Origin of the sequence: Bradyrhizobium sp. USDA 4538 (assembly GCF_024171045.1) — a bacterium.
In the GTDB taxonomy this organism is placed as follows: domain Bacteria; phylum Pseudomonadota; class Alphaproteobacteria; order Rhizobiales; family Xanthobacteraceae; genus Bradyrhizobium; species Bradyrhizobium australafricanum.
In genome coordinates this window covers 7258156-7270597 of sequence record NZ_JALJZE010000001.1, presented here as the reverse complement: position 1 = coordinate 7270597, position 12442 = coordinate 7258156, and the positions used below count along the sequence as shown (strand labels likewise).

General features: G+C 64.4%; 15 protein-coding genes. 7 read left to right on the top strand and 8 right to left on the bottom strand.

Translation table 11 applies throughout. The features are described from left to right. Window positions 1–9 precede the first annotated feature (9 nt). Window positions 10–318, bottom strand: coding sequence for an NIPSNAP family protein (locus J2R78_RS33220; RefSeq protein WP_050384507.1), 309 nt, complete (start codon window positions 316–318; stop codon window positions 10–12). Between the two features lie 117 nt (window positions 319–435). On the opposite strand from J2R78_RS33220, the gene J2R78_RS33215 reads away from it, so the two are divergent. Further along, the gene (locus J2R78_RS33215) at window positions 436–1131 is read left to right on the top strand and encodes a helix-turn-helix transcriptional regulator (protein ID WP_253608240.1); all 696 of its coding nucleotides are present in this window, start codon (window positions 436–438) and stop codon (window positions 1129–1131) included. 179 nt (window positions 1132–1310) lie between these two features. Here J2R78_RS33215 and J2R78_RS44835 read toward each other — a convergent pair whose 3' ends face one another. Beyond that, complete coding sequence (locus J2R78_RS44835; RefSeq protein ID WP_256520351.1) at window positions 1311–1436, bottom strand: hypothetical protein; 126 nt, start codon at window positions 1434–1436, stop codon at window positions 1311–1313. On the opposite strand from J2R78_RS44835, the gene J2R78_RS33210 reads away from it, so the two are divergent. After that, the gene (locus J2R78_RS33210; RefSeq protein ID WP_028338226.1) at window positions 1435–1698 is read left to right on the top strand and encodes a GCG_CRPN prefix-to-repeats domain-containing protein; all 264 of its coding nucleotides are present in this window, start codon (window positions 1435–1437) and stop codon (window positions 1696–1698) included. The two genes, J2R78_RS44835 and J2R78_RS33210, sit on opposite strands and share 2 nt — an antisense overlap. 69 nt (window positions 1699–1767) lie before the next feature. Here the strand turns inward: J2R78_RS33210 and J2R78_RS33205 are convergent, their stop codons facing one another. After that, a complete protein-coding gene (locus tag J2R78_RS33205) occupies window positions 1768–2064 on the bottom strand; it encodes a twin-arginine translocation signal domain-containing protein (protein ID WP_253608239.1) in 297 nt (98 codons plus the stop codon). 134 nt (window positions 2065–2198) lie between these two features. Next, entirely contained in the window at window positions 2199–2516 is a 318-nt protein-coding gene (locus J2R78_RS33200; RefSeq protein ID WP_253608238.1) for a hypothetical protein, read from the bottom strand. A gap of 96 nt (window positions 2517–2612) precedes the next feature. On the opposite strand from J2R78_RS33200, the gene J2R78_RS33195 reads away from it, so the two are divergent. Together J2R78_RS33195 and J2R78_RS33190 are read left to right on the top strand one after the other, a co-directional pair. Beyond that, window positions 2613–3860 (top strand): glycerophosphodiester phosphodiesterase family protein, encoded by a 1248-nt coding sequence (locus J2R78_RS33195; RefSeq protein ID WP_253608237.1) that lies wholly within the window; start codon window positions 2613–2615, stop codon window positions 3858–3860. A 146-nt stretch (window positions 3861–4006) separates the two neighbouring features. Further along, window positions 4007–4357, top strand: a complete 351-nt coding sequence (locus J2R78_RS33190; protein ID WP_253608236.1) for a cupin domain-containing protein — start codon at window positions 4007–4009, stop codon at window positions 4355–4357. Between the two features lie 387 nt (window positions 4358–4744). Here J2R78_RS33190 and J2R78_RS33185 read toward each other — a convergent pair whose 3' ends face one another. From J2R78_RS33185 to J2R78_RS33175, 3 genes are all read right to left on the bottom strand, one after another. Beyond that, window positions 4745–5524: a hypothetical protein gene (locus J2R78_RS33185; RefSeq protein ID WP_253608235.1), complete on the bottom strand. Its 780-nt coding sequence runs from the start codon at window positions 5522–5524 to the stop codon at window positions 4745–4747. 213 nt (window positions 5525–5737) lie between these two features. Further along, on the bottom strand, window positions 5738–6085 hold the full coding sequence (locus J2R78_RS33180; RefSeq protein ID WP_092090159.1) for a hypothetical protein: 348 nt from the start codon (window positions 6083–6085) through the stop codon (window positions 5738–5740). Between the two features lie 94 nt (window positions 6086–6179). After that, window positions 6180–7712: an acyl-CoA carboxylase subunit beta gene (locus tag J2R78_RS33175; RefSeq protein WP_253608234.1), complete on the bottom strand. Its 1533-nt coding sequence runs from the start codon at window positions 7710–7712 to the stop codon at window positions 6180–6182. A 160-nt stretch (window positions 7713–7872) separates the two neighbouring features. On the opposite strand from J2R78_RS33175, the gene J2R78_RS33170 reads away from it, so the two are divergent. Continuing rightward, window positions 7873–8289: a DUF4260 domain-containing protein gene (locus J2R78_RS33170; RefSeq protein WP_028335494.1), complete on the top strand. Its 417-nt coding sequence runs from the start codon at window positions 7873–7875 to the stop codon at window positions 8287–8289. Window positions 8290–8433: 144 nt separating this feature from the next. Here the strand turns inward: J2R78_RS33170 and J2R78_RS33165 are convergent, their stop codons facing one another. Next, window positions 8434–9297 carry a DMT family transporter gene (locus J2R78_RS33165; protein WP_253608233.1) on the bottom strand — a complete coding sequence of 288 codons (864 nt, stop codon included), beginning with the start codon at window positions 9295–9297 and terminating at the stop codon, window positions 8434–8436. Between the two features lie 352 nt (window positions 9298–9649). On the opposite strand from J2R78_RS33165, the gene J2R78_RS33160 reads away from it, so the two are divergent. Together J2R78_RS33160 and J2R78_RS33155 are read left to right on the top strand one after the other, a co-directional pair. After that, window positions 9650–11008: a PLP-dependent aminotransferase family protein gene (locus J2R78_RS33160; protein WP_253609990.1), complete on the top strand. Its 1359-nt coding sequence runs from the start codon at window positions 9650–9652 to the stop codon at window positions 11006–11008. Window positions 11009–11255: 247 nt separating this feature from the next. Further along, window positions 11256–12419 (top strand): IS4 family transposase, encoded by a 1164-nt coding sequence (locus J2R78_RS33155; protein WP_253605569.1) that lies wholly within the window; start codon window positions 11256–11258, stop codon window positions 12417–12419. Window positions 12420–12442: the final 23 nt, after the last annotated feature.

Genomic DNA, 12442 nt, shown 5'->3' with positions numbered 1-12442 from the left:
GTGGCCCTACTATACCTCGACCTTGCGGAGAAATGTCCGTTCCTCGGCGAGGATGAAGCGGTTTTCTTCCGCGAAGTTGAAGTTCGCCACGCCCTCCTTGTCCTGGCGCAGCCGTGCGCGATAGGCCTCATAGGCGGCAAGGCTGTCGAACGAGATCAGCGCGAAGGCGATGTTGTTGGTTCCCTCATGCGGCATCCAGTAGCCGATGAGGTCGCCGCCGCAGCGCGGGATGATCGAGAGCCAGTTTCTCGAATACTCCTCGAACATCGCGCGCTTGAATGGATCGAGCTGGTAGCGGATGAAAACGGTGACGGTCATTGATGGCCTCCGGTCATGTTTCCGTTGTTGCGAGCGTCAGCGAAGCAATCCTCGCAATGACGGCACGGTGAACAATAGCGGCTTGTCCGACCTCGATGCTTCGTCTATCATCGAACTATGAAAGCAGGACCCGATATCTCCCGGATCGCCGCTCTGGTCGGCGATCCCGCACGCTGCAACATGCTGACCGCGCTGATGACCGGCCGCGCGCTGACCGCGAGCGAGCTGGCGCAGGAGGCCGGCATCACGCCGCAGACGGCGAGCTCGCATCTCTCCAAGCTCGAGGTCGGCGGGCTGATCGAGCCCGAGAAGCAGGGCCGCCACCGCTACTACCGCCTCTCCGACCCCGACGTCGCCGACGTGCTGGAAGGCCTGCAGGGCATTGCCGCTCGCGCCGGCCATATGCGGGTGCGCACCGGGCCGAAGGATCCGGCGCTGCGCCGCGCCCGCATCTGCTACGACCATCTCGCCGGCGATCTCGGCGTGCAGATGCTCGACAGCATGAAGCGGCAGAAGCTGGTCCGCCAGAGCAAGCAAGCGATCGAGCTCACCGGCGAAGGCAAGCGCTTCATGGCCGAGGAGCTGCAGATCGACGCCGATGCGCTGACGCATCCGCGCCGGCCGGTGTGCAAGGCCTGCCTCGACTGGAGCGAGCGACGGCATCATCTCGCCGGCACGCTCGGTGCTGCCATGATGGACCGCTTCACCGAACTGAAATGGGCCGCACGCGACCCTGCGCCGGGCAGCCGCGTGGTCAATTTTTCGCGCAACGGCGAGAAGCGATTCGCTGCGCTGTTCGGCCCGGACCAATAGCGGCGCGCCTTCGGGCAAGCGTCGATGAACCGCCGGTCTCGCTTGCCTCGCCTTCCGATGTATTTTCGTACGCTCGCCATGAGCGCGCGGCTGCCCGCGTCCGCGAAATATTTCGAAGTGATGCTGAGCCGGCTTGCGGCGTGCTGACGCAGCTGTGAGCTGCAACATTCATGTCGCATTCAGGCCGCAACATTATGGTCGGCGACATCGGGCACGCCTTCTGCAATGATCCGGCCGGGCGAATCGGTAGACGAAAGTTTGTTGCGGTGCCGCAGCGCGGCCCAAAATAAAAAAGGAGAAGACATGAAGTATCTTTTTGCTGCAGCAGTTCTGGTGACGACCGCATTCGCCGGCATCAGCGCCGCTGATGCGGCCGGTGGCTGCGGCCCCGGCTGGCACCGTGGCCCCTATGGCGGCTGCGTCAGGAATCGCGGCGTCGTCGTCGCGCCGGGGGCCGTTGTCGTGCGCCCGCCGGTCGTGGTCGAGCGCCCCGTCGTGGTGGCGCCGCGTGTCCGCGCCTGCCCGTACGGCTTTGTCTGGCGCTACGGCCGTTGCCGCCCGATCTGATCGCGGCAGATTCCGAACTAACAAAACCCCGCCTGGCGCGGGGTTTTTCTTTTCGTCATGGAGTCGACATCACCAGCGGCGCCAGTGATGACGGCGCCAATGGTGGCGACGCCAGCCCCAATGCCTGCGGTGCCAGTGCCGGTGACGCCAACCCCAATGGCGATGATGCCAGCGTACCTCCTCGGGCTTCATGCGGCCGACCTCGTCACCCGTGGTGACGGCCGGATGCGCGTCGCCAGCCGCCGGCGCGCGTGCATCCTGGTTGAGAGGAAGCGGCGCGAGCGGCGCCGCCTGCGCCGGCGCTGCGAAGGTGACGGCTCCGGCGGCGACACCGAAGGCCATCTTCAGAAAATCCCGGCGTTCCATGAGCGTTCCCTTTGTTGCTGAGTTGGACCAACTGCAGCAGCGAGTTTTTGCCTCGCGAGCTGAACGCTCGCTGAACCGCGCGTTCACGTTTCATGGAACTCGAGGGTTGTCGACGTCGTGACGTCACGCAACCATCATGCCGCCGTCGCCTCCTCCGCCAGCACCAGGAGATCGCGCGTGCGCGTCACCTCCGGCCAGTCACGGTTGAAGTCGGCGACCAGCCGCTTCATGTCCTCACTGCTCACCGCGCGCTCGAGCGCCTTCTCGTCGGCGAACTGACTGGTCGCCTGGTGCAGCGAGGGATCGCTCAGGCTCCAGCATCGCCAGGCGCGCTCGGCGCCGAACGATTTCATCGCGTCCGGCAGATGCGCGCGCGAATACCAGGCGTCGAAGGCGGCACGCCGGGCGGCGTCCGTGACGGTGGCGCGGACGACGAAATAGGCTGCCGGCATTGGTTTTCCTCTCCATGGTTTCATTTCGCACAGGCGGCCGGCACATGCTCCGTGATATGTCGGCCTGCTGACAATGCCCAATCAGCGGGATCACCCATGCTTGCCCGTCACCGCACCGCGCTGCTCTCGTTCCTGCTCGCCCTCGGCGCCGCGCTGCCGGCTGCCGCCGGGGAGATCGCGCTACCGCGCGACGCACAGCTCGGGCCGCGCCCGTTCTATCTGGTCGACAGGATGAAGGACGGGCCCCTGAAGCAGCAGCTCAGCCAATGCACCGGGCCGTTCCACAAGACCGACTTTTCGATCGGCCACCGCGGCGCCGCGCTGCAATTCCCCGAGCATAGCCGGGAATCCTATCTCGCCGCCGCGCGGATGGGCGCCGGCGTGATCGAATGCGACGTCACCTTCACGCGGGATCGCCAGCTGGTGTGCCGGCACTCGCAATGCGACCTGCACACCACGACCAACATCCTGACGGTGCCGGATCTCGCCGCAAAATGCACGCAACCCTTCAGCCCGGCCGATCCGGCCGCCGGCAGGAAGGCCTCGGCGAAATGCTGCACCAGCGACATCACGCTCGCCGAATTCAAGCGGCTCACCGCGAAAATGGACGGCTTCAATCCGGATGCGAGGACGCCCGAGGGGTACCAGAACGGCACGCCGCGCTGGCGCACCGACCTCTACGCCAATTCCGGCACGCTGATGAGCCATGACGAGAGCATCGCCTTGATCAAAAGTCTCGGCGCAAAATTCACGCCCGAGCTGAAGGCGCCGGAGGTGGCGATGCCGTTCGACGGCGACTACACCCAGGAAACATATGCGAGCCAGATGCTCGCCGCCTACAAGGCCGCCGGCATTCCGCCGAGCGACGTGTTCCCGCAGAGCTTCAGCCTCAAGGACATCCTCTATTGGGTGAAGACCGAACCCGACTTTGCCGGCCAGGCGCTCTATCTCGAGGACCGCTACGAGAAAGCAGGCCTCGATCCGAACCGGCCGGAGACCTGGAAGCCGTCGATGCAGGAATTGAAGGCCTCCGGCGTCGCGATCCTGGGGCCGCCGATCTTCGCGATGCTGGCGCTGAACGACAAGGGCGAGATCGTCCCGTCGGCTTACGCCAGGGCGGCAAAGGCCGCCGGCCTCGATCTGATCGGCTGGTCGCTGGAGCGCGACGGGCCGCTCAACCGAGGCGGTGCGTTCTACCACAAGTCGGTGAAGGCTGCGATCGACCGCGACGGCGACACGCTGACCGTGCTCGACGTGCTGGCAAGACAGGTCGGCGTCCGCGCGATGTTCTCCGACTGGCCGGCGACGACCACATTCTATGCGAACTGCATGGGGATGAAGTGAGGTCTTGCCGGGCGGCGCGTTACGGCTGTCCCGCCCTACGCACCGTGCGCGCCCGCCATAACCATTCCGGCCGTTCCGCGCGCGGCAGAACAGGACTAGCATCATCGCCTTCCCGCCCGACGGGACAACACCACAGGGAGGCCGCCATGAAGCCAGGACAACCGGTCAAGGACGCCAGCCATCTCTACGAAGTCGAGCGCCGCGCCCAGCACGCCGCCCGACCCGGCTTCCGCATCATGGAGCTGCAACTCTCGCCGACCCAGAAGGTGCCGTGGCACACCCACAGCAACATCTCCGACACCTTCTATGTGCTGGAGGGCCAGATGCGGCTGTTCCTGCAGGAGCCCAAGGAGGAAGTGAACCTGAAGGTCGGCGAAGTCTACGCCGTCCGCCCGACCCGCCCTCACCTCGTCACCAATGCCGGCACGACGTCGCTGACCTTTTTGATCCTGCAAGGCGTCGGCGAATACGACTACGTGCCGCTGGCGGCAGGCTGAGGACACGCGTCGCTTGCTCCGCCGTCGTCCCTGCGGAAGCAGGGACCCATAACCACCGCGTTGCGTTGTTGAAGCAAGCTGTGGCCCCAACGTCGTGCAACAAGATCGAGCTGTGGTTATGGGTCCCGGGTCGCGCTGCGCTTGGCCGGGACGACCCAAGGATAGAAGCCGATTCACATATCAAACAGCATGAGGATATGCGCGCCCGCTTTCTCGCGACATGATTTGTCCGAGTTTGCATTCGTCCGGATTTGATTTGCGCCCCGGCCAAATCAAAACATGGTCCGCGCCAGCGGATCGTTCAATAAATGTGCGCCCCGATGATAGACGTCGCGATACCGAGTTGTGTCGCGCGGATCAAGTCTCGGGCGCCGCGCGATCTAATTCCTATCGCAGCGTCTGGCCAGGAAGTAACCTGACCGGTGCTTGGCGTTGCAGCAGAGTGTTCAAGTTGGGATTACTGAAAGTACGCGTCGCCGATGAACTTATTCGAGATGCGGCTCCGACCTTGTGCGTTGTGTCACCAACAATGATTACTTTTTGAGGACCCACATGAGGAGACAGCCCTACTACGAGCTGGTTGGTTTTCGTGCCTTGAACAGAGGCGCCGACATCCAAATTGATCGGAGCGAACACCCAGCCAAATCGCGCTCCTGCGTTCGCCTGCAATTCCAGAATTTTTGTATAAGTAAGACCGCCATTGCTGTCTCTGGGAATCGCCGTAAACACCGTTTCAATCCAAGCGGCCAGACCAAGCCCAGTACCCGATGGATCGATATCCTTGGGCTGGCACCAAGCGGGCGGCGGCGTCGACAAGACCGCTGCGAGGTCCGTCGAGAACGCAAGGTGCGCCGTGATCGTATCCTGAGCATGCCCGCCAACGCTCGGCGTCAGCGAATAGTCGACTGGAATAGCCCAGGAGACCTTGCCGTCAGCATCGACCCGACTGACTAACGTCAAGTCGAGCGTCGAGCCAATGTCCCACACGTCCGGAATTTTCGGGTTCACCTCCGCTGGAAGGAAACGGCGAACTGCTCGCAATTCGCATTCGACTATCTCTACAAAGTGCCTAACTTCGACGACACGCTCCCGATTGATGGTCGGATACGCGCACGCCGACGCGAAAATGCAGGCTGACAAAATCAGCAAACCACGATGAAAATTCATTGATTATATCCACCCCAGGTTGAGCAGATCAAACCACGCAGCCTAAGTAAAGATATGGCATGAACGGGAAGCCGGTTATTCAGCGAGCCGTTGCACAACTGCAACAATTGGCCCGTTGTATCGAACAAGCAGGGCCGGCGTCGCTGCCCAGGCTCGCAGGGCATCTAAACGGGCGCGCGATCCCGTCGACAATTAGGAGAGATCGATACTCCGTCACATCAGCTTCAGCGGCGCGTCGTGAACCAGCCGCAGGTCGATATTGCCGATCAAACGCGCGCGCCGCGCCTCGGCGGTGCTGATCGCAGCCTCGGTCTGCCGCAACGTGCTGACATTCGATCCGAGCGACACGATACCGCCGAGCACCAGCGCGATCGATCCGAGTGCCGCGGTCTGACCGGCCCCGAACAGGCCGAGCAGCGCAATGAGTAACAATCCGAACCCGCCTGCGATCGCGATCTTCGAGCCGAGAATGATCCGCCGCGATCGCTCGGCGCTCTCGGCAAGCTCCTCGATCTGCGCCTCGATCTCGGAGATCTCGTCGGTCGGCTCGTCTTCGGTCATCAGGTTCGGACCTGTCGGGCGGGTCAGGCCCGCCACGGATCGTGCGGAGCGAACGCGGCGGGTCACGCTTGCGCTAACCCACCCTACGCTCTCCTCACAACGGCAGATTGTCGTGCTTCTTCGCGGGGATCTCGACCTTCTTGTCCTTCAGCATCGCCAGTGCCCGCGCGATCCGCCGCCTGGTCGAATGCGGCATGATGACGTCGTCAATGTAGCCGCGTTCGGCGGCGATGAAGGGGGACAGGAAGCGGTCTTCGTATTCCTTGGTGCGCGCGGCGATCTTGTCGGGGTCGCCGATGTCAGAGCGGAAGATGATCTCCACCGCGCCCTTGGCGCCCATCACGGCGATCTGGGCGGTCGGCCAAGCGTAGTTCATGTCGGCGCCGATTTCCTTCGAGGCCATGACGTCGAAGGCGCCGCCATAGGCCTTGCGGGTGATGATGGTGACGAGCGGCACCGTGCACTGCGAATAGGCGAACAGCAGCTTTGCGCCGTGCTTGATCAGGCCGCCATATTCCTGCGCGGTGCCCGGCAGGAAGCCCGGCACGTCGACGAAGGTGACGATCGGGATGTTGAAGGCATCGCAGAACCGGACGAAGCGCGCGGCCTTGCGTGAGGCGTCGCTGTCGAGCACGCCCGCCAGCACCATCGGCTGGTTGGCGACGAAGCCGACGGTGCGGCCGGCGATGCGGCCGAAGCCGGTGACGATGTTTTTCGCAAAGGTCTCCGAGATCTCGAAGAAGTCGCCCTCGTCGACGACCTTCAGGATCAATTCCTTCATGTCGTAGGGCTTGTTCGGATTGTCGGGGATCAGCGTGTCGAGCGACATGTCGACCCGGCCGATATCGTCGAAGCTCGGCCATTCCGGCACGCCGTCGGTGTTGTTCGAGGGCAGGAAGTCGATCAGGCGGCGCATCTGCAGCAGCGCGTCGACGTCGTTCTCGAACGCGCCGTCGGCGATCGAGGAGCGCGTGGCGTGCACCGAGGCGCCGCCGAGTTCTTCCGCGGTCACCACCTCGTTGGTGACGGTCTTCACCACGTCGGGGCCGGTGACGAACATGTAGCTGGTGTTCTTCACCATGAAGATGAAGTCGGTCATCGCGGGCGAATAGACGTCGCCGCCGGCACAGGGGCCCATGATGACAGAGATCTGCGGGATCACGCCCGAGGCCTGCACGTTGCGGCGGAACACGTAGGAATAGCCCGCCAGAGCAGCGACGCCCTCCTGGATACGCGCGCCGCCGGCGTCATAGAGACCGATGATCGGCGCCCTCGCCTTCATCGCCATGTCCTGAAGTTTCGTGATTTTCAGCGCGTGGGTTTCGGAAAGCGAGCCGCCGAACACCGTAAAATCCTTGGCAAAGACGAACGTCTTGCGGCCGTTGACCGTGCCCCAACCGGTGACGACACCGTCGCCGGGGATCCTGGTCTTCTCCATGCCGAATTCGATCGAGCGGTGCTCGACGAACATGTCGAACTCCTCGAACGAGCCCTTGTCCAGCAGGAGCTCGATCCGCTCGCGGGCGGTCAGCTTGCCGCGGGCGTGCTGCGCCTCGATGCGCTTTTCGCCGCCGCCCAGCTTGGCGCCGGCGCGCCGCTCTTCGAGGGTATCGAGGATATCTTTCATTTGTTTCCGCCCGTGTTAGCTACAGTCCGCGTCCCGGCGCGAGCCGAGGTCCGCTTCGTTCGGAAATGGCTTAGCACGGCCATTTCGGAACCGGAAAGGCGGTTGTGGACGGGTTCGGGCGCAAAAACGGTAGGATTTTCCGATATCTGGGGAGATGGCGATGACCGACACGAGCACGGCCACGGTCGAGACCGGCGCACCGACCGGCGGGGTGCGCACCCTGCTCCGGCTGGAGGGCCTCGTGCTGTTCCTCGGCATGACCGTGCTCTATGCCCAATGGGAGGGCTCGTGGCTGGTCTATGTCCTGCTGTTCCTGGTGCCGGATTTGAGTTTCGCGGCCTATCTCGCCGGCCCGCGGGTCGGCGCCATCGTCTACAACGCCGCCCACAGCTATCTGGCGCCGGTCGCGCTGATGACGCTGGGCTTTGCCGCCGCGGCGCCGCTGGTGCTGTCGATCGCGATGATCTGGCTCGCCCATATCGGGATCGACCGCGCGCTCGGCTACGGGCTGAAGTATTCGAAAGGCTTTGGCTTCACCCATCTCGGGCGGATCGGGAAAGCGCAGGAGCCCGCCTAGCACCCGCTTCCTGACGTCACGCACGGCCGGTCAAATTGACAGCGTGCGCGTCGATTGCTGGCGTCTCGAAGGATGCAGGCCCGCCTGTGGCCTCATGGTTCGAGACGCGCGTTCCGCGCTCCTCTCCGTGAGGAGAGACAGACGTCAAGCAAAGCGGCGCGCGAACACCACGCAGACGACGACGAGCATGGTCGCCACGATCATCGACCACGGCACCTGCTCGTGCAGCAACAGGCCGGCCAGCGCGAGGCCGAAGAACGGTTGCAGCAGCTGCAATTGGCCGACGCTGGCGATGCCGCCGATCGCAAGGCCGCGATACCAGAACACGAAGCCGACCAGCATGCTGAAGATCGAGACATAAGCGAGCCCGAGCCAGGCCGGCGCACCGATGCCCTGCCAGCTCGGCGGCAGCGTCATGATCGTCATCAAGAGCACCACCGGCGCCGACAGCACCAGTGCCCAGGAGATCACCTGCCAGCCGCCGAGCCGCCGCGACAGCGCCGCGCCTTCGGCATAGCCGAGGCCGCAGACGATGATGGCGGCGACCATCAGGAGGTCGCCGGTCAGCGACGCCGATCCGTCGCTCGACAAGGCGAACGCGCCGACCGTCGCGCTGCCGATGCAGGAGAACAGCCAGAACAGCGGCTGCGGCCGCTCGCCGCCGCGCAGCACGCCGAACACGGCGGTCGACAGCGGCAGCAGCCCGATGAACACGATCGAATGCGCCGAGGTGATGTGCTGGAGCGCGAGCGCGGTGAGCAGCGGAAAGCCGATCACGACGCCGAGTGCGACGATGGTCAGCGACACCAGATCCTTGCGCTGCGGCCAGGGCTGGCGCAGCACCGCCAGCAGCGCGGCGCCGAGCAGCGCCGCGATCGCCGCCCGCGCCGAAGTCAAGAACAGCGGCGAGAACCCTGCCACGGCCACGCGGGTCGCCGGCAGCGAGCCGCTGAAGATAATCACGCCGAGCAGGCCACTGCCCCAGCCGTCGATCGAAGCCTTGTCCATCGTACTTTGCTTCCCAAAACGTAACTGCGCCCCCTCACCCCGCTCTTGCGGGGCCGAGACGAGCGAAGCTCGCTCTTAGAGGGTTAGGGTGAGGGGCGGCTCCGCATACTCGGTAACGGCCGAACTCGTGGAGACTCCCCCTCACCCGGAACGCATCTGGCGATGCGTTCCGACCTCTCCCCGCAGGCGGGGCGAGGTGAAGCCGAGTCCGACCTCGCACCGACCATAGCCGGCGGAGGCTCGCCAAGGCAGCTACAGATCGGTACAATATCGTAAAACTGTATGGGCAAAGGTAGGCATACACTTGCAACAGCAATCCGATGCGCCAAAGGCGATGCGGACCACCGAGGTGATGAACGCGATCCGCGCCAAGGTGGCGAGCCGCGCGCTGGTCGCCGACGACCGCCTGCCCTCGATCCGCGGCCTCGCCGCGACCATGGGCGTCTCGCCCTCCACCGTCGTCGAGGCCTATGACCGCCTCGTCGCCGAGGGCCTGATCCGGGCCCGGCCCGGCTCCGGCTTCTATGTCTCGTCCGCGGCGCTGCCGCCGCTCGCGCTCGCAAAGGACCAGCCGCAGCGCGACCGCGCGGTGGATCCGTTCTGGGTGTCGCGGCAATCGCTCGATGCCGAGACCGGCGCGCTCAAACCCGGCTGCGGCTGGCTGCCCGCCGAGTGGATGCCGACCGAGGCGCTGCGGCGCGCGCTGCGCGGCCTCGCGCGGGCCGACGACGCCGTGCTCTCCGACTATGGCGCGACGCGCGGCTCGCTCACGCTGCGCCGGATCCTGATGGCGCGGTTTGCCGACGAGGGCCTCGAGGTGCCGCCCGAGCAACTCTTGCTGACCGCGTCCGGCACGCAGGCGATTGATCTCGTCTGCCGCTTCCTGCTGCGGCCGGGCGACACTGTGCTGGTCGACGATCCCTGCTATTTCAATTTCCGGGCGCTGCTGCGCGCGCATCAGGTTCGCATCGTCAGCGTGCCCTACACGGCATCGGGCCCCGATGTCGCCAGCTTCGAGGCGACACTCGCCGCCGAGCGGCCGCGGCTCTATGTCACCAACTCGGCGCTGCATAATCCGACCGGTGCGACGCTGTCGCCGCAGACCGCGCACCGCGTGCTGAATGCTGCGACAGCCTACGATCTCACCATCGTCGAGGACGACATCTTTGCGGACTTCGAGCCGGGGCCTTCGGCGCGGCTCGCCGCGCTCGATGGCCTGAGCCGCGTGATCCGGATCGGCAGCTTCTCCAAGACGCTGTCGGCATCGGTGCGCTCCGGCTTCATCGCGGCGCGAGCGGACTGGATCGAGGATCTCGTCGATCTCCAGGTCGCGACCGGTTTCGGCGGCCCCAGCGCGGTCGCCACCGAGATCATCGCCGGCGTGCTGTCGAGCGGTTTCTATCGCAAGCATGTCGAGGAGTTGCGCCGGCGCCTTGCCCGCGCCCGCCGCGACGTCGGCGACAAACTGCAGCGCATCGGCGTTACACCCTGGCTGATGCCGCGCGGCGGCTTCTATCTGTGGTGCCATCTGCCCGACGGGTGCGACTCCGCCGATGTGGCGCGGCTGGCGCTCGCGGACAATGTCGTGCTGGCGCCGGGCAACGTGTTCAGCGCCTCGCAGACGGCCGCCGCCTTCATGCGCTTCAACGTCGCGCAATGCCGCGACCCGAAACTGATGTCGACCTTGCAGCGGGCGATCGGGCGCCAATAGCGACGGCGCCCTACTCCCTCTCCCCGTTCTTACGGGGAGAGGGTTGGGGTGAGGGGCTGCTTCCTCTTGCACGGTGATAGCTGTGCCTGAGGAGAGTCCCCTCACCCGGAACGCATCTGCGATGCGTTCCGACCTCTCCCCGCACGCGCAGGGGTGTCCGGGGAATGATTCACTGTGTCGCGGTGCATGCTCGGCAGGACCGAGGCAAATCGGTCTTTTCTGGTTGTCGAGACACAGAGGGCCGAGCATGCGATATCGCGGTAGCATTTTTGGAAGGCTGCTTGAACCGATCAATCGACGGCAGTTTCAGACGGTTGTGGATCGTCTGGACGGGGATGCCTACGACAAGTCGTTCAGGAGCTGGGATCATCTGGTGGCGCTGATCTATGCCCAGCTTAGCGGCAACAGCAGTCTGCGCGGGGTGGTGACTGGCTTCAACGCCAATTCGCAGCATCACTATCACTTGGGAACCGGCAAGCTGTCGCGCTCGACGTTGTCCGATGCCAATGCCCGCCGTCCGATCGGCATTTTCGCGCAAACCTTTGCGGCGCTGTCGGCGATGGCGCGTCGCCAGCTGCGGAGTGAAGGCATGGAGATGGTGCGTCTGATCGACGCCAGTCCGATCCCGCTCGGCAAGGTCTGCAGTTGGGCGACGTGGAACGGCCGCATCCGCGGCATGAAGCTGCATGTCGTCTACGACCCAAGGAGCGATGTCCCGACCTGCGTCGAGATGACGGCCGCGAACGTCAATGACATCGAGATCGGCCGACAGACCCCAATCCAGCCCGCCACCACCTATGTGTTTGACAAGGGCTATTGCCGTTTCGACTGGTGGCAGAAGATCAATGATAGCAAGGCTTTCTTCGTTACCCGGGCGAAGACGAGCATCCGTCTTCGCTCGCTCAGGCATCGCGCCATCCGCAAGCGTAACGGGGATGGCTTCGAAATCCTTGCCGATGACGAGGTGAAGCTCACCAGCAAGGGCGATTCGCGCCTTCCAATCCCGCTCCGCCGCATCAAGATCAGACGCGAGAAAGGCGGCAAGATCACACTCCTGACCAACGACCTTGTCCGTAGCGCCGTCGAGATCGCCGCCCTCTACAAGAGCCGATGGCAAATCGAGCTGCTGTTCCGCTGGATCAAGCAGCATCTCGATATTCGCAAGTTCCTCGGCGCCAACGACAACGCGATCCGCCTTCAGGTGCTCGCTGCGATGATTGCCTACCTGCTGCTGCGCATCGCCGCTCACACCAACTGCATCAAAATGCTCCCGCTCAGGTTCGCCGAACTCGTCGGCCAGCTCCTGCTCACGCGTCGATCCCTCGCTGCCATCGACAAACCTCCGCCCATCAACCCCAGCCGTCGGAAATCAACCATCTCACCTGACCAGATGGAGCTCCGCTATGCCTGAATTTCCCCGGACACCCCTGCCGC

Excerpts from the sequence above, each read along its gene's own strand:
- J2R78_RS33200 (WP_253608238.1), bottom strand. The coding sequence starts at position 2,516 with ATGCCGGCAGCCTATTTCGTCGTCCGCGCCACCGTCACGGACGCCGCC.
- J2R78_RS33180 (WP_092090159.1), bottom strand. The coding sequence starts at position 6,085 with ATGACCGAAGACGAGCCGACCGACGAGATCTCCGAGATCGAGGCGCAG.
- J2R78_RS33210 (WP_028338226.1), top strand. The coding sequence starts at position 1,435 with ATGAAGTATCTTTTTGCTGCAGCAGTTCTGGTGACGACCGCATTCGCC.
- J2R78_RS33220 (WP_050384507.1), bottom strand. The coding sequence starts at position 318 with ATGACCGTCACCGTTTTCATCCGCTACCAGCTCGATCCATTCAAGCGC.
- J2R78_RS44835 (WP_256520351.1), bottom strand. The coding sequence starts at position 1,436 with ATGTCTTCTCCTTTTTTATTTTGGGCCGCGCTGCGGCACCGCAACAAA.
- J2R78_RS33215 (WP_253608240.1), top strand. The coding sequence starts at position 436 with ATGAAAGCAGGACCCGATATCTCCCGGATCGCCGCTCTGGTCGGCGAT.
- J2R78_RS33160 (WP_253609990.1), top strand. The coding sequence starts at position 9,650 with ATGAACGCGATCCGCGCCAAGGTGGCGAGCCGCGCGCTGGTCGCCGAC.
- J2R78_RS33190 (WP_253608236.1), top strand. The coding sequence starts at position 4,007 with ATGAAGCCAGGACAACCGGTCAAGGACGCCAGCCATCTCTACGAAGTC.
- J2R78_RS33175 (WP_253608234.1), bottom strand. The coding sequence starts at position 7,712 with ATGAAAGATATCCTCGATACCCTCGAAGAGCGGCGCGCCGGCGCCAAG.
- J2R78_RS33185 (WP_253608235.1), bottom strand. The coding sequence starts at position 5,524 with ATGAATTTTCATCGTGGTTTGCTGATTTTGTCAGCCTGCATTTTCGCG.
- J2R78_RS33205 (WP_253608239.1), bottom strand. The coding sequence starts at position 2,064 with ATGGAACGCCGGGATTTTCTGAAGATGGCCTTCGGTGTCGCCGCCGGA.
- J2R78_RS33165 (WP_253608233.1), bottom strand. The coding sequence starts at position 9,297 with ATGGACAAGGCTTCGATCGACGGCTGGGGCAGTGGCCTGCTCGGCGTG.
- J2R78_RS33195 (WP_253608237.1), top strand. The coding sequence starts at position 2,613 with ATGCTTGCCCGTCACCGCACCGCGCTGCTCTCGTTCCTGCTCGCCCTC.
- J2R78_RS33170 (WP_028335494.1), top strand. The coding sequence starts at position 7,873 with ATGACCGACACGAGCACGGCCACGGTCGAGACCGGCGCACCGACCGGC.
- J2R78_RS33155 (WP_253605569.1), top strand. The coding sequence starts at position 11,256 with ATGCGATATCGCGGTAGCATTTTTGGAAGGCTGCTTGAACCGATCAAT.